This is a genomic window from Caballeronia humi, assembly GCF_001544475.1.
GTDB classification, from domain to species: domain Bacteria; phylum Pseudomonadota; class Gammaproteobacteria; order Burkholderiales; family Burkholderiaceae; genus Caballeronia; species Caballeronia humi.
This window is the reverse complement of the sequence record NZ_FCNW02000014.1, coordinates 14,097-38,511: the sequence shown is the minus strand read 5'-3', so window position 1 is coordinate 38,511 and position 24,415 is coordinate 14,097. Positions and strand designations below refer to the sequence as shown.

The 24,415-nt window shown below is 64.4% G+C and carries 19 protein-coding genes; 10 read left to right on the top strand and 9 right to left on the bottom strand.

Annotated features, from left to right (window positions below; all coding sequences use genetic code 11):
• Positions 1-46 precede the first annotated feature (46 nt).
• Both AWB65_RS15265 and pyrF read left to right on the top strand, forming a co-directional pair.
• Entirely contained in the window at positions 47-1,171 is a 1,125-nt protein-coding gene (locus tag AWB65_RS15265; protein ID WP_087667959.1) for an aldose 1-epimerase, read from the top strand.
• Between the two features lie 243 nt (positions 1,172-1,414).
• Positions 1,415-2,227, top strand: coding sequence for an orotidine-5'-phosphate decarboxylase (gene pyrF / locus AWB65_RS15260; protein ID WP_087667958.1), 813 nt, complete (start codon positions 1,415-1,417; stop codon positions 2,225-2,227).
• A 9-nt stretch (positions 2,228-2,236) separates the two neighbouring features.
• On the opposite strand, the gene AWB65_RS15255 is transcribed toward pyrF, so the two are convergent.
• Genes AWB65_RS15255 through thiL form a run of 4 tightly spaced genes read right to left on the bottom strand, consistent with a single transcriptional unit; the run spans position 2,237 to position 7,672 of the window.
• Positions 2,237-5,566 carry a DEAD/DEAH box helicase gene (locus AWB65_RS15255; RefSeq protein WP_087667957.1) on the bottom strand — a complete coding sequence of 1,110 codons (3,330 nt, stop codon included), beginning with the start codon at positions 5,564-5,566 and terminating at the stop codon, positions 2,237-2,239.
• A 32-nt stretch (positions 5,567-5,598) separates the two neighbouring features.
• Positions 5,599-6,099 carry a CinA family protein gene (locus AWB65_RS15250; RefSeq protein WP_087667956.1) on the bottom strand — a complete coding sequence of 167 codons (501 nt, stop codon included), beginning with the start codon at positions 6,097-6,099 and terminating at the stop codon, positions 5,599-5,601.
• A 27-nt stretch (positions 6,100-6,126) separates the two neighbouring features.
• Positions 6,127-6,669 (bottom strand): phosphatidylglycerophosphatase A family protein, encoded by a 543-nt coding sequence (locus AWB65_RS15245; protein WP_181505747.1) that lies wholly within the window; start codon positions 6,667-6,669, stop codon positions 6,127-6,129.
• The gene (gene thiL, locus AWB65_RS15240; protein ID WP_087667955.1) at positions 6,659-7,672 is read right to left on the bottom strand and encodes a thiamine-phosphate kinase; all 1,014 of its coding nucleotides are present in this window, start codon (positions 7,670-7,672) and stop codon (positions 6,659-6,661) included. The genes AWB65_RS15245 and thiL overlap by 11 nt, the downstream gene beginning before the upstream one ends.
• Before the next feature lie 248 nt (positions 7,673-7,920).
• On the opposite strand from thiL, the gene AWB65_RS15235 reads away from it, so the two are divergent.
• The 3 genes from AWB65_RS15235 to AWB65_RS15225 all read left to right on the top strand — a co-directional run bounded on the left by AWB65_RS15235 (position 7,921) and on the right by AWB65_RS15225 (position 11,694).
• Positions 7,921-10,215, top strand: coding sequence for an NADP-dependent malic enzyme (locus tag AWB65_RS15235; RefSeq protein WP_087667954.1), 2,295 nt, complete (start codon positions 7,921-7,923; stop codon positions 10,213-10,215).
• Between the two features lie 416 nt (positions 10,216-10,631).
• Positions 10,632-11,114, top strand: coding sequence for a ribonuclease (locus tag AWB65_RS15230; protein ID WP_087668031.1), 483 nt, complete (start codon positions 10,632-10,634; stop codon positions 11,112-11,114).
• Between the two features lie 16 nt (positions 11,115-11,130).
• Positions 11,131-11,694: a barstar family protein gene (locus tag AWB65_RS15225; RefSeq protein ID WP_087668030.1), complete on the top strand. Its 564-nt coding sequence runs from the start codon at positions 11,131-11,133 to the stop codon at positions 11,692-11,694.
• Positions 11,695-11,744: 50 nt separating this feature from the next.
• On the opposite strand, the gene AWB65_RS15220 is transcribed toward AWB65_RS15225, so the two are convergent.
• Together AWB65_RS15220 and AWB65_RS15215 are read right to left on the bottom strand one after the other, a co-directional pair.
• Complete coding sequence (locus AWB65_RS15220; protein WP_087667953.1) at positions 11,745-12,482, bottom strand: 16S rRNA (uracil(1498)-N(3))-methyltransferase; 738 nt, start codon at positions 12,480-12,482, stop codon at positions 11,745-11,747.
• Between the two features lie 56 nt (positions 12,483-12,538).
• Entirely contained in the window at positions 12,539-12,952 is a 414-nt protein-coding gene (locus AWB65_RS15215) for a VOC family protein (protein WP_087667952.1), read from the bottom strand.
• A gap of 323 nt (positions 12,953-13,275) precedes the next feature.
• On the opposite strand from AWB65_RS15215, the gene tkt reads away from it, so the two are divergent.
• On the top strand, positions 13,276-15,318 hold the full coding sequence (gene tkt, locus AWB65_RS15210; RefSeq protein WP_087667951.1) for a transketolase: 2,043 nt from the start codon (positions 13,276-13,278) through the stop codon (positions 15,316-15,318).
• A 64-nt stretch (positions 15,319-15,382) separates the two neighbouring features.
• Positions 15,383-16,393, top strand: a complete 1,011-nt coding sequence (gene gap, locus AWB65_RS15205) for a type I glyceraldehyde-3-phosphate dehydrogenase (protein ID WP_087667950.1) — start codon at positions 15,383-15,385, stop codon at positions 16,391-16,393.
• Between the two features lie 145 nt (positions 16,394-16,538).
• On the opposite strand, the gene AWB65_RS15200 is transcribed toward gap, so the two are convergent.
• The 3 genes from AWB65_RS15200 to AWB65_RS15190 all read right to left on the bottom strand — a co-directional run bounded on the left by AWB65_RS15200 (position 16,539) and on the right by AWB65_RS15190 (position 21,136).
• The gene (locus AWB65_RS15200) at positions 16,539-18,968 is read right to left on the bottom strand and encodes an arylsulfatase (RefSeq protein WP_087668029.1); all 2,430 of its coding nucleotides are present in this window, start codon (positions 18,966-18,968) and stop codon (positions 16,539-16,541) included.
• Positions 18,969-19,056: 88 nt separating this feature from the next.
• Positions 19,057-20,205: a formylglycine-generating enzyme family protein gene (locus AWB65_RS15195; RefSeq protein ID WP_087667949.1), complete on the bottom strand. Its 1,149-nt coding sequence runs from the start codon at positions 20,203-20,205 to the stop codon at positions 19,057-19,059.
• A 229-nt stretch (positions 20,206-20,434) separates the two neighbouring features.
• Positions 20,435-21,136 (bottom strand): FadR/GntR family transcriptional regulator, encoded by a 702-nt coding sequence (locus tag AWB65_RS15190; RefSeq protein ID WP_087667948.1) that lies wholly within the window; start codon positions 21,134-21,136, stop codon positions 20,435-20,437.
• 238 nt (positions 21,137-21,374) lie between these two features.
• On the opposite strand from AWB65_RS15190, the gene AWB65_RS15185 reads away from it, so the two are divergent.
• The 3 genes from AWB65_RS15185 to AWB65_RS15175 all read left to right on the top strand — a co-directional run bounded on the left by AWB65_RS15185 (position 21,375) and on the right by AWB65_RS15175 (position 24,347).
• The gene (locus AWB65_RS15185) at positions 21,375-22,706 is read left to right on the top strand and encodes a C4-dicarboxylate transporter DctA (protein WP_087667947.1); all 1,332 of its coding nucleotides are present in this window, start codon (positions 21,375-21,377) and stop codon (positions 22,704-22,706) included.
• Positions 22,707-22,815: 109 nt separating this feature from the next.
• The gene (gene alc / locus AWB65_RS15180) at positions 22,816-23,826 is read left to right on the top strand and encodes an allantoicase (protein ID WP_087667946.1); all 1,011 of its coding nucleotides are present in this window, start codon (positions 22,816-22,818) and stop codon (positions 23,824-23,826) included.
• A gap of 5 nt (positions 23,827-23,831) precedes the next feature.
• A complete protein-coding gene (locus tag AWB65_RS15175; protein WP_087667945.1) occupies positions 23,832-24,347 on the top strand; it encodes an ureidoglycolate lyase in 516 nt (171 codons plus the stop codon).
• Positions 24,348-24,415: the final 68 nt, after the last annotated feature.

Genomic DNA, 24,415 nt, shown 5'->3' with positions numbered 1-24,415 from the left:
CCCGACCGGCCAAGCCGGACTGTCGCCTCTCGATGGAGCGTGAGCCATGACTGTTGCCCGAACAGTTTCAGCGGAAAGCGTGAAGCCTGCATCCACTTCGACTTCGTCCACGGCGGGAGCCAGCGCCCGCGCCTCCCGGCTCGCCGCCGCCACCGAGCCGCCGATACGGCCCGGGCCCGGTACATCAGTCGTCGCGATGGGCGGCGCCGCGGTCGACGGCTGCATCACGCTCGCGAATTCGCACTTGCGGCTCGACGTGGCGCCCGCGCTCGGCGGCGGCATCACGCGCTTCGACTGGCGTCACGAAGGCGCGCTCGTGCCGATCTTCCGGCCCTGCGCCGAACCGTGCGCCGATACCGATCCGAACCAGCTCGCCTGCTATCCGCTGCTGCCGTACTCGAACCGCATCGGCAACGGGCATTTCAATTTTTCCGGCCGCGCGATCGACGTGCCGCGTAATCGCGACGACGAACCGCTGCCGCTGCACGGCGACGGCTGGCTCGGCGCGTGGGAAGTGGACGAGCAGGAGCCGTCGCACGTGCGCCTGACGCTCGACCGGCGCGCAGGCAAGCCGTATTCGTACCGCGCGGCGCAGACATATCGGCTGGATGGCGCGACGCTCGTCGTCACGCTGCATGTCGAGAATACCGGCCGTGACGCGCTGCCGTTCGGCCTCGGCCTGCATCCGTTCCTGATGCGCGAGGCGGACACGGAACTGTCGGCGGCGGCGGGTGGCCTGTGGCTCTGCGGCGACGACTGGCTGCCCGTGCGGCATGTGCCGGCGCCGCCGGCGTGGCAATTCGGCGTCGCCTATCCGATGCCGTCGACGCTCGTGAACAACGCGTTCACCGGCTGGAGCGGACGTACGAGCGTGATGTGGCCGAAGCGCCGCCTCTCGCTGACGATTTCCGCGAACACGGATTACTACGTGCTGTACGCGCCGCCTGGAGAGAATTATTTCTGCTTCGAACCAGTCGATCATCCGATCAACGCGGTGAATTTGCCGGGCGGCGGGGAAGCGCACGGCATGACGGTGCTGGCGCCGGGCGAGAAACTGACGCGTGAGTTTCGGTTCACGGTCGAGCGCACGGGTGAGTCCGCGCGACGCGGACGGCCACGGTCGGCCGCCGGGACGAAGGCGCGGGGAAGGGCGGCGGCGCGGCAGGGGTAATTTGAGCGTGACGGTGGGTGTACGCATTTGCCTTGCCGGGAGGTGGGGGCGTGGGACTGCTGCCCGCCACGGCGAGAGAGACGACGTTTTTTGGAAACGAAAGCTGCCGCTGGCAGTCGATCTCCCTCGACCACGAGCGAAGCACCCTTATGTACGAGCCTCCGCCACGAGCGAACCCCCGCCGCGATCGGAGCCGCCCCACACGTTAAAATGCGTGGCATCGAACTTTCCCTCCGGCCTGCCATGTCCTTCATCGATACTCTCAACGCCGCGTGGACGCGGACTCAGTCGCTCCTGTGCGTCGGCCTCGACCCGGAGCCGTCGAAATTTCCCGGCGCGCTGAAGAACCGCCCCGACGCGATCTTCGACTTCTGCCGCGCCATCGTCGATGCCACCGCGCCGTACGCGTCGTCGTTCAAGCCGCAGATCGCGTATTTCGCGGCCAACCGCGCCGAGGACCAGCTCGAACAACTGATCGCGCACATCCACGAGCAGCACCCCGGTCTGCCGGTGATTCTCGATGCGAAGCGCGGCGACATCGGCAGCACAGCCGAGCAGTACGCGCGCGAAGCCTTCGAGCGCTACGACGCTGACGCTGTCACGGTCAATCCGTACATGGGTTTCGATTCGATCGAGCCGTATCTCGCGCATGAAGGGCGCGGGGTGATCGTGCTGTGCCGCACGTCGAACCCCGGCGGCTCCGATCTGCAGTTTCTGAACACCGACGGCCGCCCGCTCTATCACGTCGTCGCGCGGCTCGCGGCAGAGAAATGGAACGCGAACGGGCAGCTTGGCCTTGTCGTCGGCGCGACGTTTCCACGAGAAGTCGAAGTGGTGCGGGGGATCGTCGGGGACATGCCGCTCCTGATTCCGGGCATCGGCGCGCAGGGCGGCGACGTGGAGGCGACGGTGCGCGCCGGCCGCACGGAAGGCGGCGCGGGGATGCTGATCAACTCGTCGCGCGCGATCATCTACGCAGGCAAGGACGACGATTTCGCCGCTGCCGCGGCCGTTGCGGCGAAGAAAACGCGCGACAACATCAACCTGTATCGCTGATCAAAAGCGTCAGAGAGACGGCATCGGCGCGAACAGCGCCTCGAGGTCGTCGGAGGAGAACTTCGCGGCGCCCGCCGCGTCCTCCGAAAGAATGCTGTCGGCGAGTGCCGCCTTCCTGCCCTGCATCGCGACGATCTTCTCCTCGATGCTCCCCGCCGCGATCAGCTTGTACACGAACACCGGCTTGTCCTGCCCCATCCGGTGCGCGCGGTCTGTCGCCTGGTTCTCGGCGGCGGGGTTCCACCACGGGTCGTAGTGGATCACGGTATCGGCGGCGGTCAGGTTCAGGCCGACGCCGCCCGCCTTCAAACTGATCAGGAAGAGCGGCACCTTGCCGTCCTGAAAACGGCGCACCGGCGTGCGGCGATCGGTGGTGTCGCCGGTCAGCATCGCGTAGGGAATCGACGCCTTGTCGAGCGCCGCCGCGATGATCGCGAGCATCCCCGTGAACTGCGAGAACACGAGCACGCGCCGCCCTTCCTCGATTAATTCGGGCAGCATCTCGAGCAGCAGTTCGAGTTTCGCCGATTCCTCCACGCGTTTCGCCTGCTTCAGCTTGACGAGTGACGGATCGCAGCACACCTGCCGCAGCTTCAAAAGCGCATCGAGCACGACGATGTGGCTGCGCGCAAACCCATGCTCGGACACCGCCGAGCGCACTTTTTCCTGCATCGCCGTGCGCACCGTTTCATACAGATCGCGCTGCCCGCCTTCGAGATCGACGGTGCGTACGATCGTCGTCTTCGGCGGCAATTCCTTCGCGACCTCGTCCTTCCGGCGACGCAGCATGAACGGCCGGATGCGCCGCGCGAGCAGTTCGCGCCGGACGGTGTCGCCGTCCTTTTCGATCGGCGCGCGCCAGCGCTTCGTGAAATCGCGCTGCGTGCCGAGAAAGCCCGGCAGGAGGAAATCGAACTGCGCCCACAGTTCGCCGAGGTGATTTTCGAGCGGCGTCCCCGTCAAACACAGCCGATGCCGCGCGCGCAGTTCGCGGATGCTCGTGGCAGCCTTGGTCGTCGAATTCTTGACGTACTGTGCTTCGTCGAGGATCAGCAGGTGATAGTCGTGCTCGACGAGCGCCTCGTGATCGCGCCACAAAAGCGCGTAGGTCGTCAGAATCAGATCGTGCGCGCCGATCTGCTCGAAACGCTCGCGCCGCTCGGGGCCGTGCAGGTCGAGCACTTTCAGATCCGGCGCGAAACGGCCCGCTTCCTCGCACCAGTTGTGAACGAGCGTCGTCGGCACGACGATCAGCGCGGGGCGGTCGAGCCGGCCCGCTTCCTTCTCCGCGAGGATGTGCGCGAGCGTCTGCACGGTCTTGCCGAGACCCATATCGTCGGCGAGGACGCCCGAGAGGCCGTGCTCGCGCAGGAACTGCATCCAGTTCAGGCCCTCGCGCTGATACGTGCGCAATTCGGCGCGCAGACCGGCGGGCACCGGAACCTCGTGCGGCCCGTTCGACGTCTGCAGCCGCCGCGCCAGTTCGATGACCGACGTATCGCCGCGAAACTGCCAGCGGTGCGTGTCTTCCAGCGCGGCGAGCCGGCCGGCGTCGAGCGCGGGAATGCGCAGCGCCTCGCCTTCGCCCATCGAGCTGAACAGGTCGATCAGCACGCGCACGACCGGCTTCAGCCGGTTTGCCATCAGCCGCAGCCGCTCGCCCTGATCGGTGCGCAACTCGACGCCTTCATCGTCGGCGATCGAATCGAGCATGCCCGACAGCCAGCGCCGGTCGCGGCGGAAAAGATCGGCGAGAAGCGGCTCCAGGCGCAGCTTGCGCTCGCCCGCCGTGATGCCCATTTCGAGATCGAACCAGCCGTCGCCCGCGCTGTGCGCGCTGCCTTCGATATCGTCGATGTCGATCACGTTGAAGCTGAAGTCGTGCGTCATATTGACGCGCCAGCCGTCGCGACGCAGGAGCGGCAGCGTATCGGCGACGAATGCGTCCCATGCCTTCGGGTCGTTCAGCGCGCGCAGCCCCACCGGAAACGGCTTCGGCCCATAGACGTGCTGCAGCGGGAGCCGCTGCAAGCCGCTGTCGGCGAGTTGCTCCAGGCGTTCCCGTTCCGCCGCGTCGTCGCGCTTGATCTCGACGAGTTCGTCGCCGCGCCGGTGAATCATCATCGACGCGCTTTCGGCCGCGACCTGAAGGCCGTCGTAATCGAAGCTGACCGTCGCGAAGTCGAGCGACGTCGCGCGATGGTCGTACTTGCCGAAACGCGCGACGTACACCGGCAGCGTGTCGAGCGTGAGCACCGGCAAGGGCGCCGCGTCGATCACGCGAATCTCGCCGCTGTCGCGCGAAGGCGGCAACGGCAGCGCGGGCGCGCAGTCGCGCAACGCGGCGGCGACGAGCGGGGCCTCGGCGAGCGTGATCGGCGGCATCGAGAGATAGTCCGCGAGCTGGCGCGCGGGCATCGGCGTGTCGACGAGGCCGGCTTCGCCCGTCTCAGCGTCGACGTACCAGCGCGGTTCGGTTGCGAGCACGGCGTTCGCGCGCGGGCTCGCATGCAGCACCGGGCGCAGGCGGTCGTGCGTTTCCGGCATCCATTCGATACGTCCGGCGCGCGCCGGACCTTCGCGCAGGGGCGTGCCAGCGTGCACATTGCCCGCATGCTTGGCGAGTTCCGTGAAAAAGCGTCCGGTCGCGAGGAGTTTCGGCATGAGGGCGGCGCCGGCCGGGCCACTCAGCACGAAGCTGCCGAGCACGTCGCCCGCGGATTTGCCGGGGATCAGCGCGCGCAGAATCGTGAGGTCGTCGTCGGCGATAAATTTCGCCGGATTCGACAAGGCGGCGTTGCTCGCATTCCAACGGTCGAAATCGCGGATCGTGCCGTCGATTCCGAGGCGCGTCTTGAAAATCTGCAACTCGGGATGATGGCTCGGTTGCGGCGTGTTGAGCACATAGGCAAGCGCGTACACCGCCTGCGTTTTTGCGGCGGGCTGCGCGCCCCCGGCCGGCCGGGCCGCCGCGACGCGGGTGCGAAAGCGGTTCAGCCACTCCGACAGCTCGGGCCGCAAGCCGTTTTCCTGCTGCGGCGCTGGCGCGAGATTCGCGAGCAGCACGGCGCCGATGTGCTTGCAGAGGTGACCGACCGGGCACGTGCAGTTGCCGTCGAGGATCGGGCTGACGGTATCCGGGTGAAACTTCAACTGCACCAGATAAGGCGCCAGCTGTGTGCCCTGGACGCGCGCGGAGAGTTCATCGCCGCGCCACTGCATCGCCGTCACGGCGCCGACGTACGGAACCGCCTTGGCGACGGTCTTGGGGCCGAGCCATTGCACGACCTGCGCTCGATCGTAGGAAAAGAGGTTGGTCGGAGAGTTCGAATCGTTCATTCAGGCAGCTTCATTTTGTGCGGCGTGCCGGTTCACCGTTCACGCCGCTCGAGCAATTCCAGCAGCCCGCGCAACGCGTGCGCGGCGGCTTGCGCGCGAACCTGTTCGCGATCGCCCTTGAAGAGCTGCGTTTCGACGGCCGTGTGCAGCCGGTTGCTCCACGCGAACGACACCGTGCCGACCGGCTTCGCTTCGCTGCCACCCGCCGGGCCCGCGACGCCCGTGATCGCCACCGATACCTGCGCGCGGCTGTTGCGGAGCGCGCCTTCAGCCATCGCCCGCGCGACCGGCTCGCTCACCGCGCCGTGGTGCTCGATGAGCGCGGCCGGCACGCCGATCATCTCCGTTTTCGCGAGATTCGAATACGTGACGAAGCCTCGCTCGAACCAGTTGCTGCTGCCGGAAATGTCGGTGATCGCGGCGGCGACCATGCCGCCCGTGCACGATTCCGCGGTGGCGAGCATGAGCCGCTCCTCGTGCAGCTTGTTGCCGACGCGGATCGCGAGTTGGTGAACGACGTTATCGGTAGCCATGATGATGTCTCGAAGGGGCCGGAAAGGTCAGACGGTCATGCGCCAGAGCGCGATTACGAGCAGCGTGAGGAAAGCGGCGACGAGGTCGTCGAACATGATGCCGAAACCGCCTTTCAGGTTACGGTCGAAATAGCGGATCGGCGGCGGCTTCACCATGTCGAAGAAGCGGAACACGATGAACGCCCACAATTGCCCGGTAAACGTGACTGGCGTGACGAAGAGCAGCACCAGCCAGAACGCGATGATCTCGTCCCACACGACCGGCGACGGATCGGCCACGCCCATCTTCGTCGCCGTGAAGCCGCAGAACCAGCAGCCCGCCACGAAACCGACGACGATCAGCGCTGCCCATTCGGCCACCGTCAGATACTGATTGAACGCGACGAACGACGCCCACGCGAACAGCGTGCCGACCGTGCCCGGCGCGATCGGCGAAAGGCCGCTGCCGAAGCCGAGCGAAAGGATGTGCAACGGATGCGTCAGCATGAAGCGCGCGCTTGCCTTGCGCGGGGGCTTGGGTGGCTTGAGCGGCGCGGCGGGATCGCTCGCGAGCGTGGGGTCAGTCTGCATGAAAGTGGTCGAAGCCTTGCAACGTCAGGGAGAGCGGGGCGCCGTTGCGGTCGCGCCAGGCGATGGACGGCGCGTGCGCCACGGAACCGATCGCTTCGATTGTACCGATGCGCGTGACCCGCACGTTCTCCCGTTCGGCTAATCCTTCGACCGTTCCGCGCGTTTCGGCGGGGGCGGTGAAGCACAGTTCGTAGTCGTCGCCGCCGGCGAGCGCGCACGAACGGCGCACCCCTTCTGGCAGCGAGGCGAGCGCGTCGGAGATCGGCACAGCGTCCGCATCGACGATGGCGCGCGCGTTCGAGCGCTTCAATATGTGCATGAGATCGCCGGCCAGGCCATCGGAGATGTCGAGTGCCGCGTGCGCCACGCCGCGCAGCGCCAGCCCCAGCCCGACGCGCGGCTCCGGGCGTTCCAGCGCGCGTTTGCATCGAGCGGCCAACGCTTCGTCGGCGACGTGCCATTCGTCGCGCAGGAGGCCGAGTCCCGCGCGCGCGTCGCCGAGCGTGCCGGAGACCCAGATGTCGTCGCCCGGACGCGCTGCGTCGCGACGCAGCGCGGCGTTCGGTGGGACGTCGCCGAAGACGGTGATGCAGATGTTGAGCGGACCGCTCGTCGTGTCGCCGCCGATCAGCTCGCAGCCGAAGCGCTCGGCGAGCGCGAAAAGGCCGTCGCTGAATGCCGCGAGCCAGCGCTCGTCGGCGCTCGGCAGCGCGAGCGCCAGTGTGAACGCGTGGGGCGCGGCGCCCATCGCGGCCAGATCGGACAGGTTGACGGCGAGCGCCTTGTGGCCGAGCGCGTGCGGATCGACGTCGGCGAAGAAGTGGCGGCCTTCGACCAGCATGTCCGTCGATATCGCGAGCTGCTGGCCGGGCGGCGGGACGATCAGCGCGCAATCGTCGCCGATGCCGAGCGCCGCGCGCGGCGCTCTCGCCGCGCCGTTCGACAACGGCGCCGACGCACGGCGGGCGAAAAAACGCTCGATCAGGGAAAACTCGGAAAGCATCGTGGGCCCGGAAGCGAATTAGGAATGGTGGAATGGACATCGGTGCGCGCAGATGCACGCGTTTCCCGGCCGGATGAAACGGGTTAGGCGACTTTAGACCCTCGAACGCCTTGCGGGGCGTGCGCTTTCAGCGTGTTCCAGTCTTGGCAGTTGCACCCGAATTGCGCCGATTTCAACCCGAATCGGTGCCTGAATGGCGCTACAATGCGTTCGAACTTCTATTCTAATCTCGCCTGCCGGCCCGCCTCATGACGACATCCGCCAATACCAAATTGCGCGAAGCTGCGCTCGATTACCACGAATTTCCGACGCCGGGCAAGATCGCCATCGCGCCGACCAAACAGATGATCAACCAGCGCGACCTCGCGCTGGCGTACTCGCCGGGCGTCGCGTTCGCCTGCGAGGCGATCGTCGAAGATCCGCTGAATGCCGCGCGTTTCACCGCGCGCAGCAACCTCGTCGGCGTAGTCACGAACGGGACGGCGGTGCTGGGCCTCGGCAACATCGGGCCGCTCGCGTCGAAGCCGGTGATGGAAGGCAAGGCGGTGCTGTTCAAGAAATTCGCGGGCATCGACGTGTTCGACATCGAACTCAACGAGATGGACCCGCACAAGCTGGTGGATGTGATCGCCGCGCTCGAACCGACTTTCGGCGGCATCAATCTGGAAGACATCAAGGCGCCGGATTGCTTCATCGTCGAGCGGGAATGCCGCAAGCGCATGAAGATTCCGGTCTTCCACGATGACCAGCACGGCACCGCGATCGTTGTCGCGGCGGCTGTGACCAATGGTCTGAAGGTGGTCGGCAAGAATATCGCCGAAGTGAAGCTCGTGGCTTCCGGTGCGGGCGCTGCCGCGTTGGCGTGTCTCGATCTGCTGGTCGATCTCGGCATGAAGCTCGAGAACATTTATGTGACGGATCTGGCCGGCGTGGTCTACAAGGGCCGCGTCGAATTGATGGACCCGGACAAGGAACGCTTCGCCCGCGAAACGGACGCGCGCACTTTGGCCGAAGTGATCGAAGGCGCTGATGTGTTCCTTGGACTTTCGGCCGGCGGCGTGCTCAAGCAGGACATGGTCAAGAGCATGGGCACGAAGCCGCTGATTCTCGCGCTCGCCAACCCGACGCCCGAAATCCTGCCGGAACTCGCGCTCGAAGTGCGCCCGGACGCCGTGCTCGCCACCGGTCGCACGGACTATCCCAATCAGGTCAACAACGTCCTCTGCTTCCCGTTCATCTTCCGCGGCGCGCTCGATGCAGGCGCGACCACGGTCACGCGCGAGATGGAAATCGCTGCCGTGAACGCGATCGCGGAACTGGCGCGTCAGGAACAGAGCGATATCGTCGCAACGGCTTACGGCATTCAGGATCTGTCGTTCGGTCCGGAATATCTGATTCCGAAGCCTTTCGATCCGCGTCTGATCGTGAAGATCGCGCCCGCCGTGGCGAAAGCCGCGATGGATTCCGGCGTCGCGACGCGTCCGATCGAGGACATGGAAGCCTACGAGCAGCACTTGCAGCAATTCGTCTACCACAGCGGCACGACGATGAAGCCGATCTTCCAGCTCGCGCGCAGCGTCGAGGCGGAGAAGAAGCGCATCGTGTTCGCGGAAGGCGAAGAGGAACGCGTGCTGCGCGCGGTGCAGATCGCGGTCGATGAAAAGATCGCTCGTCCTATCCTCATCGGCCGGCCGGCGGTGATCGAGCAGCGTCTGCACAAGTTCGGCCTGCGGCTGACGCCAGGCGTCGATTTCACCGTCATCGACACCGATCACGACGAGCGCTACCGCGATTTCTGGCAGAGCTATTACAAGATGATGGCGCGAAAGGGCATCAGCGAGCAGATGGCGAAGCTCGAAATGCGCCGCCGCACGACGCTGATCGGCGCGATGCTGGTCGAGCGCGGCGAGGCGGACGGCATGATCTGCGGCACGGTTTCGACGACGCATCGCCATTTGCACTTCATCGATCAGGTGATCGGCAGGAAGGAAGGCGCGACGGTTTACGCCGCGATGAACGCGCTGGTGCTGCCGGGGCGGCAGATCTTCATCGTCGATACACACGTGAACGTCGATCCGACGCCCGAGCAGCTCGCCGAAATCACGATCATGGCGGCTGAAGAGGTGCGCCGTTTCGGTATCGAGCCGAAGATTGCGCTCTTGTCGCATTCAAACTTCGGCACGAGCAACGCGCCTTCCGCGCAGAAAATGCGCGACGTGCTGGCACTGCTCAAGCAACGCGCGCCGGACCTGGATGTCGATGGCGAAATGCACGGCGACGTCGCGCTGGATGCCCGTCTGCGCAAGGAAGTACTGCCGGAATCGACGCTCGAAGGCGACGCGAACCTGCTGATCCTGCCGAATATCGATGCCGCGAACATCTCGTACAACCTGCTGAAGACGGCGGCGGGCAACAACATCGCGATCGGGCCGATCCTGCTCGGCGCGGCGAAGCCCGTGCACGTGCTGACCGCTTCGGCGACGGTGCGGCGGATCGTCAACATGACGGCTCTTTTGGTCGCGGACACGACGGCCACGCGCTGAAAACCCGGTGCGGGGCTCGCAACAAGCACCGCACTGCTCCCTTGCCTCCATTAAAAAACCCAAAAAAAAAGCGTGCCGGATGACCGGCACGCTCCGAGGCATGCAAGGGGATTTGCGTCTCCTCCAATCAGCAATGGCGACGGCGAGCGCCGCGAGGCCGGCGGCAAGCGAGGCAAACATGCCACCGTGTCTCTGAACCACGCTGGATTGAATTATTAGCGTGTTCGAGATAAAAATCTCTCAGATTTGGGCTAAGAATTGCGTCGGCGGCCCAGTTTTGCACACGCAAAACTCGGCTCCCAAGCGCGGTCCGAACTTTCATTTCCCGGCCGAACGTTGATTCCGGGTGTCATTAGCGATACCCTTACGTCTTTAATGGTCGTCGAAATCCGGGTTTATTGCGGGGATATCGCTACGTGAAGCGCATGTGGTTTCGGCACTGCATTCTTGCGCTTTTCGTGGTCCTGAGCGGCTGTGACAAGGGCGGGCATGGTCCGGACGCGCGTGATACGGCGCCCGGTTCGAGCGCCGTGGCCCAGTCCGCTCAGCCGGCGGAATCGCCGGGACGGAATGCATCGGGCGGCTCGGTCAACGGGCGAACGGAAGACGGTCGCGAAACCGTCGCCATCGCGCAATTGCCGAAGCAGGCCATCGCGACGCTGCGGCTGATCGAGTCAGGCGGGCCGTATCCGTTCGAGAAGGATGGCGTCGTGTTCGGCAATCGCGAGCGTTTGCTTCCGCCGCATCCGCGCGGCTATTACCACGAGTACACCGTCCCCACCCCGCGTGCCCGCGACCGCGGCGCGCGCCGGATCGTGTGCGGTGGGCCCCGGCGGCAGATCGACGAGTGTTATTACTCCGACGACCATTACGCCAGTTTTAAACGCATTGCGGGATAACTTCGGGATGAACGGCATGAGCGACAACATCTACGCGCACGGCAACGGTGTGGCGGGTGATCTTTTCGCCACCGGCGATGGCAACCTGTTCCAGCGAGTACTTCGGCTGCGCACGACTGAACACGACGACAGATCCGACGACGAACCGAACCCGGCGCTCTCATCAACGGACGAGGGGTCCATGAGTCTTTTCAGGACGGTGCGGCCGAACATCGTGCAGTCGATCCGCGCGTATCGCGTGCAGGACCTCGCCGACGAAGCCAGCCGGCTCGGCCAGCATTTTCTGTTCGCGTATTGCGGACAGGCGCAGAGCAAGCAGGAAGTGCTCGAAACTATCGCTACGTCGTTTCTGTTTCCCAAGCACTTCGGCAAGAATTACGACGCGCTGTACGACAGCCTCACCGATCTCGTCCACAAGGCGGGTTCGCAGCCGGGCTTCGTGATCGTGCTCGAGGCGCTGCCGATCGCGCAGAAATTCGATAAGGAAGGGCGCGAAACGCTGCTCGACGTGTTCCGCGAGGCGTCCGAGTTCTGGGCCGAGCGACGTGTGGCGTTCCGGGTGTTTTATTCGTTTGCCTGAGCATCAGGTCTTGCAACAGAAAGCCGGTCTCCACGACCGGCTTTTTGCGTTTACCACCCGCCCCAGCGAGCGGCCAGCGCCGCCAGCACGGCCATTCCGGCAGTCTCGGTGCGCAATACGCGCGAGCCGAGGCCGAGCGTCGAAAATCCCGTGTCAACGATAAATTTCTCTTCTGAAGGTGAAAAACCCGCTTCCGGGCCGATTAGCACCGTGACCGGCGCGACAGGCGGCGCGCTCGGCAGCGACGCGAAGCTCACCTCCGCGCGCGGCGAAAGCAGCAACCGCAATTCACTATCTTCGGCGGGGGGCAGTTGAGAGAGCCAAGCTTCGAGATCGCGCGGCGGCGCGATATCGGGCACGCGATTGCGCCCGCACTGCTCGCACGCTGCGCGCACAAGCGCTTGCCAGTGCGCCTGACGCTTGAGCGCGCGCTCTCCAGCAAGACGTACGACGCCGCGCTCGGCCGTCAGCGGCACGACCGCGGCCACCCCGAGTTCGACCGCCTTCTCGATCAGCCAGTCCATCTTGTCGCCGCCAGCGACGCCTTGCGCCAGCGTCACGCGATATGGCGGTTCGGCCTCGCGATCGCGATGCTCGCCGATCCGCGCGACCACCGAGCGCTTGGCGATATCAGTGAGTTCGGCGTCGAATTCGCCCCCCGAGCCGTCGAAGAGCGTGACCGCGTCGCCGGTTTGCAGGCGCAGGACGTGGACGTGGCGCACGACGTCGTCGGGCAGCGGAAGGGTTTCGCCCGCGACGAGCGGACGGTCAACGAAGAAGCGTGGCATGTCGATGATCGCCGGCTCACAGCGCCAGCGGATATAAGTTGAGAGCGGGCGGTGCCTTAGCCCAGATGCCGCGCGATTGCCCAGCGATAGCCGTCCGGGTCCTCGAATTGTGCAAAGCGGTCACCCCAGAACTGGTCCTGCGGCTCGATCAGCCCTTTCGCCCCAACCGCCAGCGCACGAGCATAGACGGCATCGACATCATCGACGTAAAGATAGAACGACTGCGGCGCCATCAAACCCGAGGTCTTCGGCGTGCGCGCCTGCGAGCCGTATGCACCTTCGGGTGCGAACATCACAATCAACTGCCCGCGATAGGTCATCTCGACGTGGATGATCGCGCCGTCGTCGTTGACGCTGTCGCGCACGGCGAAACCGAGCGCCTGCTCATAGAAGCCGGTGGCGACGCGCGCGTCGTGGACGGTCAGGTAAGGCGTCAGCCACGGCACATCGGCTGGGCGAGGATCGGTCATCGGGAAAACTCCTGCAGCTTGGGTCCGTGAGGCGCATTGTGCCACGAAGGTTTGACGCTCAAAGGTCAGCCGATCGGCCATCCAGACGCACGTCGCGTGGACGAATGCACGGAGCGTGCCTGAACAAACATGGCGCCCCCGACTCGATTCGCGCCGCCTGTCTGCCGGCTTTCGGACGTTGTCAATCAGACGCGTCTGTTAGAATGACGGCCTCCGATCCTCCTCGTTTCTCGTCGTTCCGGGGCCTGAAAGCATCGTTCGCCGCCGCCCGGCGCGTCATCCGGAAACATCCGGGATCATTTCAGGACTTACCCCGAACCCACATGACGACCCCGACCTCCAGCCAAACCGCCCTGATGGCCAACGCGATTCGCGCGCTGTCGATGGATGCCGTTCAACAAGCCAACTCCGGCCACCCCGGCATGCCGATGGGCATGGCGGAAATCGGCGTCGCGCTGTGGTCGCGCCACTTGAAACACAATCCGTCGAATCCGCACTGGGCCGACCGCGACCGCTTCGTGCTGTCGAACGGGCACGGCTCGATGCTGCTGTATTCGCTGCTGCACCTGACCGGCTACGACCTGCCGATCACTGAACTCAAGAACTTCCGCCAGTTGCATTCGAAGACACCGGGCCACCCCGAAGTGGGCCTCACGGCGGGCGTCGAGACGACCACCGGCCCGCTCGGCCAGGGTCTCGCGAACGCGGTCGGCATGGCGCTCGCCGAAGCCTTGCTCGCCGCCGAATTCAATCAGGAAGGCGCGTCGATCGTCGATCACCATACGTACGTGTTCCTCGGCGACGGCTGCCTGATGGAAGGCATCTCACACGAAGCCTGCTCGTTTGCCGGCACGCTCAAGCTGAACAAGCTGATCGCGCTCTACGACGACAACGGCATCTCGATCGACGGCCACGTCGAGCACTGGTTCCGCGACGACACCCCGAAGCGCTTCGAAGCCTACGGCTGGAACGTGATCCGCGCAGTGGACGGCCATGACGTCGATGCGGTCGATGCCGCCATCGCGCAAGCCAAGAACGCAGACAAGCCGACGTTGATCTGCTGCCGCACGGTGATCGGGAAGGGCGCGCCGACCAAGGCGGGCGGCCACGACGCGCACGGCGCACCGCTCGGAGACAAGGAAATCGCCGATACGCGCGCCGCGATCGGCTGGGCGTACGAGCCGTTCGTGATCCCGCAGGAGGTCTACGCCGCGTGGGACGCGAAGGAGCAGGGCGCGCGCTCGGAAGCCGAGTGGAACAAGGCGTTCGACACCTACAGCGCGAAGCACCCGCAGCAAGCCGCCGAATTCACGCGCCGCATGAAGGGCGAGTTGCCGGCGAACTGGGCGGACGACGCGAAGAAGATCATCGAAGGCGCGAACCAGCGTGCCGAAACCGTCGCGACCCGCAAGGCATCGCAGCAGGCCCTCGACGGCCTCGCCGCCGCGCTGCCGGAACTGCTCGGCGGCTCGGCCGACCTGACCGGCTCGAATCTGACGAACTGGAAGGCCTCGAAGGCCGTGCGCGCGGCCGGCGACGGCAACGATGCGACAGGCATCGAGTGGGGCAACCACATCAATTACGGCGTGCGCGAATTCGGCATGAGCGCGGCGATCAACGGCATCGCGCTGCATGGCGGCTATCGTCCGTTCGGTGGCACGTTCCTCACGTTCTCCGACTACAGCCGCAACGCGCTGCGCGTCGCGGCGCTGATGAAGTCGCGTTCGATCTTCGTGTTCACGCACGATTCCATCGGCCTCGGTGAAGACGGCCCGACGCACCAGTCGATCGAACACGTGTCGAGCCTGCGCCTGATTCCGCAACTCCAGACGTGGCGCCCGGCCGATACCGTCGAAACCGCCGTGGCCTGGACGCACGCGATCGGCCACGAAGGCCCGTCGGCGCTGATTTTCAGCCGTCAGAACCTGCAATTTTCGCCGCGCAGCGACGTGCAGATCGCGAACATCGCGAAGGGCGGCTACGTCCTGCGCGACTGGAACGACGACATTCCCGCGCGCAAGATCATCCTGCTCGCGACCGGCTCGGAAGTGCAACTGGCGATGGAAGCCGTCGAGAAGCTCGCGCAGGAAGGCATCGGCGCGCGCGTGGTGTCGATGCCGTCGACCAACGTGTTCGATAAGCAGGACGCCGAGTATCGCGAGCGCGTGCTGCCGAAGGGCGTCGTGCGCGTGGCGATCGAAGCGGGCGTGACAGATTTCTGGCGCAAGTATGTGGGTCTCGAAGGCGGCGTGGTCGGCATCGATTCGTTCGGCGAATCCGCGCCGGCCGGCGCTCTCTTCAAGCATTTCGGCTTTACCGTCGAGCATGTGGTCGCGACGGCCAAGGCCGCGCTCGCCGGCGCCTGAGCGTGATCGTTAGCTCGGACGCGCCACGATCCGGAAGTATTTTTTCAAGCCAAGGAGATAGACCATGACGATTCGCGTTGCAATCAACGGCTACGGCCGGATCGGCCGCAACACGTTGCGCGCCCTGTATGAGAACGGCAAGAAGCACGACATCGAGATCGTGGCGATCAACGATCTCGGCGATGCCAAGACGAACGCCCACCTCACGCAGTACGACACGGCGCACGGCAAGTTCCCGGGCGAAGTGAAGGTGGACGGCGACTACCTCGTCGTCAACGGCGACAAGATCCGCGTGCTGGCGAACCGCAACCCGGCCGAACTGCCGTGGGGCGAGCTGAACGTGGACGTGGTGCTGGAGTGCACCGGCTTCTTCACGACGAAGGAAAAGGCGAGCGCGCACATCAAGGGCGGCGCGAAGAAGGTGATCATCTCGGCACCGGGCGGCAAGGACGTCGACGCGACCATCGTCTACGGCGTGAACCATCACGTGCTGAAGGCATCGGACACGGTCATCTCGAACGCATCGTGCACGACGAACTGCCTAGCGCCGCTCGTCAAGCCGCTGAACGACAAGATCGGCCTCGTGAACGGCCTGATGACGACGATCCACGCGTACACGAACGACCAGGTCCTGACCGACGTCTATCACGAAGACCTGCGCCGCGCGCGCTCGGCCACGCACAGCCAGATCCCGACAAAGACGGGCGCGGCATCGGCGGTCGGCCTGGTGCTGCCGGAACTGAACGGCAAGCTCGACGGCTACGCGATCCGCGTGCCGACGATCAACGTGTCGGTGGTCGATCTGTCGTTCATCGCCGCGCGCGACACGACGGTCGATGAAGTCAACTCGATCATGAAGGAAGCATCGGAAGGCGCGTTGAAGGGCATTCTGGGCTACAACGATGCGCCGCTCGTGTCGATCGACTTCAACCACAACCCGGCGTCGTCGACGTTCGACTCGACGCTGACGAAGGTGTCGGGCCGCCTCGTCAAGGTGTCGAGCTGGTACGACAACGAGTGGGGCTTCTCGAACCGCATGCTGGATACGGCTGTCGCACTCGCGAACGCGAAGTAATCGCGCTGCGATGTCATACGAAAACCCCGGTCGCGAAAGCGGCCGGGGTTTTTTTTGGTGCGGCGGCAAATGAAAAAGCCCTGCGCGCTGGCAGGGCTTTGGTCGTACAGCCGACAGCAGCGGGGAGCACCCCCGCCGATCCTGCTTACTTCAAGTCGATACGCACCGTACGAATCGTGCCGGTGAACTCGTTGTCGTAGAAGGGGTAGTCGTCGGTGACGGGCGTCGGCGCGTCGATGCCCACGTCCGCCGTCTCTCCCGCGAGCGAATACACGGCGCCCTGCGTCTTCTCAATGCGGCCCGAGCCGACCTTCTTGCCGTTGATCGACAACGTACCCGTTGCGCCCTTGTTCAGGCCGCCGCCGTCATAGGCGAAGTCGAACGTGACCTTGACGCGGCCCGTTGGCAGCGGTTCGCTCGATTCGATCACGTACTTCTCGCGCGAGAGCCAGTTGTAGACGTACTTCGTCTTGCCATTCTTGACGTAGAGACTCCAGCCGCCGTTCTGCCCGGCTTGCGAGATGATCACACCCTTCGCGCCTTCCTTCGGAATGTCGAGATCGGCGGTGATCGTGTACGACACGGCCTTCGTGTTGATGAAGTTGTTTTCCGTCATGCCGCGCATGCCCGGGTAGAGCGTGAGCGATTTGCGGCCGAACATCAGGTCCGGACGGCCGGCTTCGACCGGGTTCAACAACTGGAAGCCGCGATCGTCGAGCGGGAAGACCTTGTTCCTGATGGCTTCCTGGCGGAACAACTCCTTCATTTCCTTCAGCTTTTCTGGATATTTCGCCGCGACGTTGTTGGCGAGGCCGAAGTCCTCGGCCATGTGGAACAGCTGCCAGTCGTCCTTTTCGAAGTCGTGCTGCGGCGCTTCGTGCTGCCACGGCGCGCGATGGACCACGGCGGCGAGCCAGCCTTCGTGGTAAATGCTCCGGTTGCCCGACGACTCGTTGTACTGCGTGACGTGACGCTCCGTCTTCTCGTCCGCAGCGGTGTACTTCAGGCTGGTGCCCGACATCGGCACCTGCTTGACGCCGTTCACCATTTTCGGTTCCGGCACGCCGATCACGTCGAGAATCGTCGGTACGATGTCGTTCAAATGCGCGTACTGGTGGCGCAATTCGCTCTTCGCCTTGATGCCCTTCGGATAGTGGACGACCATGCCGGCCATGTTGCCGCCAGCGTGCGTCATCTGGATCATCCAGGTAGCGGGCGTCGCGCCTGCCGCAGCCCAGCCGATCGAATAGTTCGGATACGACTTCGGACCGCCGTATTCGCCCGCGTCGATGCGCTTCTTCAGGTATGCCACGTCCTCCGGTGCGCCGTTGAGCGCCGACCACTCGTTGAACACGCCGTTGATCTCGCCGATCGACGAGCCGCCGTTGTCACCCGTGATGTAGAAGAACAGCGTGTTGTCCATCTGGCCGAGGTCCTCGATGGTATCGACGAGGCGGCCCACTTCCGCGTCCGCGCTTTCGACCAGCGTGGCATACACCTCCATCTGGCGCGCATAGACTTTCTTCGCGTCAGGCGAGAGATCTGCCCATTTCTTGATGTAGTCGGGATTCTTCGCGAGCTGCGTGTTTTCCGGCACGATGCCGAGCTTTTTCTGGCGCGCAAGGATTTCCTCGCGCATCACGTCCCAGCCCTTGTCGAACTCGCCTGCGTACAGATGCTTCTTAAGCCAGTCGGGGCGCGGCGTGTGCGGCGGGTGGCCGCCGCTCGACGAGTAATACATCAGGAACGGCCGGTCTGGCGTCAGCGACTGCGTGCCGCGCAGCCAGGCGATCGCCTGATTGGTCATGTCGGTGTTGAAGTGATAATTCGGGTCGTTGCGCGGGCGCTCGACGTGCGTCGTGCCATCGATCAGGTTCGGATAGAACGACGACTGCTCACCGCCGATGTAGCCGTAGAACTTGTCGAAGCCGGACTGCGTCGGCCAGCGGTCGAACGGACCGCTTACGCTGCCTTCATACGGCGGCACCTCGTGGTTCTTGCCGAAGTACGACGTGACGTAGCCCCATTGATGCAGGATTTCGCCAACGGTCGCGACGCTGCGCGGGCGCACGCCGCTATTCGCCGGATAGGCCGTGGCGGTATCGATCACGGTCGAGACGCCCGCCAGATGCTGGTTACGCCCGGTCAGGAGCGTCATGCGGCTGGGCGAGCACAGCGCGTTCACGTGAAAGTTGGTGTACGTCAGCCCGTCTTTTGCCAGCTTGTCGAGCGTCGGCATGCGGATCTGGCCGCCGAACAATTGCGGGTCGGCATAGGCGACCTGATCGAGCAGCACGATCACGATATTGGGCGCGCCCTTCGGCGGCCGTACCTGATGGAATGCCGGCGCCTGAACCTTGGCGTAGTCCTGCTCCGTCATCGCCTCGAATTCGGTCTGAGGCAGCGGCAGGATTTCGCCGAGCCTGCCCGTGGTTTCGCTGACGAGCGGCTTGAACTGGACCTTCGCAGCGTCGGCGGCCGTGTTCGCCTGTGACAGTCCGGTAATGCCAAGGGTCAGCGCCAACGCAGCGGCTAAGAGCAGCCCGCCCGTGCGCCGCCCTTTGAATTTTGGCATGTGCATGGAGTTTTCCTTATTGCTTGAGTAAATGCTCTCCGGCATCAGCGGAGAGCCTTGTGATCCGGCGAACGCCGAATGAGGTGCATCAACGATTGGCTTCGGCCTTGGTGCGTTTCTGCTCGGCTTTCCATTGATCCTGTGTCATGACGAGGCGAAAGCCGATGTGCGACATGCTCGTGTACGGGTCGGTGCCGCGCCGTGCGCTGGTGCGGTAGCTGAGGCAATACGTATCGCTGCACAGGAACGAACCGCCACGCGTCACGCGGCGCGGGGCATCGGGCGGGATGCCGGAATCGTCGTAAGGGTCGAAGCTGTCGGGGGGACCAACGGGGTCGCGCGGCGTCTTGCCGAGCTGCGCCTGCGTCTTGAAGTAGTCGGCGCGGTACCAGTCCGCGGTCCATTGCCAGACGTTGCCGGCCATGTCGTAGAGGCCGTAGCCGTTCGGCGCGAACTTCCGGACGGCCGTGGTGCCGACCTGCACTTTTTCGTCAGTGACGACGGGGAAGGGTGTCTCGCGATGGTTGTCCCAGATGTTCGCCATCGTCTTCTGCTGCGGGTTCGGTTCGTTGCCCCATGCGTAGGTGGCCTGCTCGAGCCCGCCGCGCGCCGCGTATTCCCACTCGGCTTCGGTCGGCAGCCGCTTGCCGGCCCACTTCGCATAGGCCTCGGCGTCTTCGTACGAGACCTGCACCACCGGATGATCGTCCTTGCCGATAATGCCGCTGTCCGGCCCTTGCGGACGCTTCCAGTCGGCGCCCGGAACGAAGCGCCACCATTGCGAGTAATCGCGCAGGGAAACCGGCGCGGCGGTGCCGCTAAAAACCAGCGCGCCCGGCACGAGCAGGCTGTCGTCGGGTTTCGGCGTGCCGGGCGGGGCCTGTACCTTGAGCGTTTCCCAGTCAGGTTTGCGCTCGGCGGTGGTGACGTAATGCGTGGCTTCGACGAAGCGCCGGAAGTCGGCGTTGGTGACGTCGCTCACGTCGATCCAGAAGCCCGACAGCGCGACCTTGTGCGCGGGTTTTTCGTTCGGCTGGGCGTGCGAGTGGTCGCTGCCCATCAGGAAGGCGCCGGCGGGAATCCACGCCATGTTCGCTGGACCCGTCCTGCCGTCGCCAAGATAGGTCTTGCCCGGCTTGAAGACATCGAAATGCCAGGCGGCAAGACCGCCGCCTGCGGCGAGCACGCCAGCGGTGAGCAGCGCGCCCAGCCATGCCCTACGGGAAAATTGGCCCATGATGCTGCATCCCTATTTGCTATTTATAGGAATGCGAGAGTGCTTTTTGTTCGCTTTTTTCGGAATGAGATGATTCCGAAAGTTGAATTAATACGATCTGGGCGGCATTTATTTCAACTTTCGATTGACTTGTGCGCGATCGCCGGGAGTCGCGGCGCCCCGCGAGCGTAAAAAAGGCCGTCCGGTTGGTGACCGGACGGCCCTGTTTCCACGCATTTCGTTTCGCCCCCTAGCGCGCTGAATCCACCGGCAACGGAAAATGCACACCCGCGCGCTGCGCGGCGTTCACGATGTGCGTCTCGATCGCGCGGCCGGCGTTTTCGCCGTCGCGCGCCTTGAGCGCTTCGACGATGGCCGAATGTTCGTGATACGTCGAAAGCACGAGTTCGCGCCGATAAAACGGTAGCCGCTGGCTTTCCTTCATGATCTCGGCGCTCCCCCGCAGGATCGATTCGATCGCCGCGTTCCCCGCAAGGCTCACGATCCGCATGTGAAACGCGAAGTCGAGCTGCGCTGCTTCCTCCAGTTCCGCGTTGATCAACGCGCCTTGCAATGAATCGAGGTTGTCCTGGAGCCAGTCGATATCCACGTCGCCGATCGAATGGGCCGCCAGTCGCGCGACGAAACCCTCGAGTGCGAAACGCATCTGGTAGGTATCCGGCAGCGACGCCTGATCGGCAAAGCGCCACGCGTGCGACGTGCTCGCCTGCGCGCTGCTGACATACACGCCCTTGCCCGGCCGGATATGAAGCATGCCGAGCGCTTCGAGCGTCGAGAGCGCTTCACGCAACGACGCACGGCTGATCGCCAGTTCGTCGGAGAGTTGCCGCTGTGCCGGCAATAGACTCCCCACCGGATATACGCTGGATTCGATCCGTTCGCGAATGGTCGCGATGGCGGCATCGGTAACGGTATGCGGAACGTTTTTCATAGGAAGAATCGTACTAGTCCGGTCTGACCGCCATTGTAGGCGCGGCTTCAGCCGGCGTCTCGAAATTGCCTTTGACAATCGCAAGATGCTGCCGATATCGCGGGTAAACAGCTACGACGACTTCCTTGACTGGGCTATATCGGTTTTCTAATATTCGTCATCACAGCACTGGTCGGACCAGTCGGAACAGTTGCTGAAGTGATCCCGTGACAGAGATTGACGACGAAGGAGAACAGTCGTGCTGAGATTCCTGAATTCGCTGTTTGGCAGGGTAATGATTGCGCTGGTCATAGGTGTCGTAGTGGGGGCGGTGTTCCCGCATTTCGGCGAGTCGCTCCGGCCGCTTGGCGATGGCTTTCTGAAGCTCATCAAGATGGTCATCGGGCCGATCGTGTTTTGCGTCGTCGTGAGCGGGATGGCGAGCGCCGGCGATCTGAAGAAAGTCGGGCGCGTCGGGCTGAAGGCGGTCATCTACTTCGAAATCATGACGACGCTCGCGCTCGTGATCGGCGCGGTGCTCGCCTATGTCACGAAGCCGGGCGCAGGCGCGAACATCGACCTGCATTCGCTCAACGCCGCGTCGCTCACGCAGTACACCGAGCACGCCAAGAGCCTGAAGGACACGTCCGGCTTCCTGCTCAACATCATCCCGAACACCGCTATCGACGCCTTCGCGAAGGGCGACATCCTGCAGGTGCTCGTGTTCTCCGTGCTGTTCGGCGCGGCGCTGTCGATGCTCGGCGAGAAGGGGCGGCGCGTGTCGGGACTGATCGAGGAACTGTCGCATGTGTTCTTCCGCATCATGTCGTTCGTCATCAAGCTCGCGCCGCTCGGCGTGCTCGGCGCGATCGCGTTCACGACCGGCAAGTACGGCGTCGATTCGCTCAAGCAGCTCGGCATGCTGGTCGTCGTGTTCTATGCGAGCTGCTTCCTGTTCGTGTTCGTCGTGCTCGGTGTCGTGATGCGCCTCGCGGGCTTCAGCATCTTCAAGCTCGTGCGGTATCTGCGTGAAGAACTCTCGATCGTGCTCGGCACCGCTTCGTCGGACGCCGTATTGCCGCAGATCATGCGCAAGCTTGAATGGATGGGCGTGAAGGATTCCACCGTCGGCCTCGTGATTCCGACCGGCTACTCGTTCAACCTCGACGGCTTCTCGATCTACCTGACGCTCGCCGTCATCTTCATCGCGCAGGCCACGAACACGCCGCTGTCGATGCATGACCTGATCGTCGTCGTGCTCGTGTCGCTCGTGACGTCGAAGGGTGCGCACGGCATCCCCGGCTCGGCGATCGTGATTCTCGCCGCGACCCTCTCCGCGATTCCCGCGATCCCCGTGCTCGGCCTCGTGCTGATCCTGCCGGTCGACTGGTTCGTCGGCATCGCTCGCGCCGTGACGAACCTGATCGGCAACTGTGTGGCGACGGTGATCGTCGCGGTCTGGGAGAAGGATATCGATCGGGTGCGCGCGCATCGCGTGCTGAACCAGGATGCCGATTTCCTCTTCGTCCCGGCGACGGGCAAGACGGACACTGCCAACGCGAGCAGCCACGAAACCGCCCACGCGCTGTAAGTAACGTCAACGCGGTCGCCGGCCCGCCGGCGACCGCCAAATCGAATGTAAGCACATTCACACGCGCTTCAAGCCGCCTCACTCAACCGATTCCAAGGAGCCGACCAGCATGGCAAACCCGATCCTCGACGCCGACGCCCCCGCCTTCACGCGCCGCTATATGAATCTCGCCGATCCGCGTCTCGGCGCAACAGCGCTGTTCGCGACCGACGAATTCTTCGCGCCGAAAGAGCGCATGCTCGACCCGCAGCCGGCGCAGTTCATTCCCGGCAAGTACGACGACCACGGCAAATGGATGGACGGCTGGGAAACGCGCCGCAAGCGCACGACGGGCTACGATTTCTGCATCGTGAAACTGGCGCGGCCGGGCACGATCCACGGTATCGACATCGATACGAGCCATTTCACGGGCAACTTCCCGCCGGCGGCCTCCATCGAGGCGTGCTGTACGGACAGCCCGAATCCGCAGGAACAGGGCGACTGGCGCGAAATCGTCCCCGCGACGACGCTGCAGGGCAACCGCCACCATTACGTCGAGATCAGCGATACACGCGCCTACACGCATCTGCGCGTGAACATCTATCCGGATGGCGGGATTGCGCGGCTGCGTGTCTACGGCCAGCCGAAGACGGACTTCTCGCGTGTCGCGCGCGGCACGCTGCTGGATCTGGCGGCGATCGAAAACGGCGCGTATCTGGTCGCGGCGAACAACCAGCATTTCGGACCGGCCTCGCAGATGCTGATGCCGGGGCGCGGTGTGAACATGGGCGACGGCTGGGAAACGCGGCGCCGTCGCGAGCCGGGCAACGACTGGGCGATCGTTGCGCTGGCGAATCCGGGCGTGATCCGCGCAATCGAAGTCGATACGGCGCACTTCAAGGGCAATTTCCCCGATCGCTGCTCGCTGCAGGCGGCGCGCGTCGAGGGCGGCACCGACGAATCGCTCGTCACGCAGGCGATGTTCTGGCCGGTGCTGCTGCCGGAGCAGAAACTGTCGATGGACAATGTGCATCGCTTCGAGTCGGAAGTCGCGGCGCTTGGGGCCGTGACGCACGTGCGCTTCAACATTTTCCCGGACGGCGGCGTGTCGCGGCTGCGCGTCTTTGGCGACATCGAGTAACGATCATGAAGACGCTGACGCTGGAACCCCTGACGCGCGAGGCTTTCGCGCCGTATGGCGACGTCATCGAACTGGACGGCGCGCGCCATTTTCCGATCAACGGCGGTACGACCGAGCGTTTCCACGATCTGGCACGCGTCGAGATCGGCGCGGATGAAGGCGGCCGGCCGCTCATCAGCGTGTTTCGCGGCCAGCCGCGGCCGCAGCCGGTCGAGATCTCGATGATGGAGCGGCATCCGCTTGGCAGCCAGGCGTTCGTGCCGCTCGGCGATGTCGAGTATCTGATCGTCGTGGCGCCGGCGGGCGAGTTCGATCCCTCCGGGCTGCGCGCGTTCCACACAAAGGGCTGGCAGGGCGTGAACTACGCGCGCGGCGTCTGGCATCACCCGCTGATCGTGCTGGAACGAGAGGGTGATTTCATCGTCGTCGATCGCGGCGGCAGTCAGCCGAATTGCGACGAAATCGACTTGTCCGAGCGCTATGTGCTGACGCGCGCGGCGGCAATCGGTCAGGCTGCGTAAAAAAACGCGTACGCAAGAAAACCGCCGCCCATCGGTCACGATGGGCGGCGGTTTTGTCTTACAGTCAG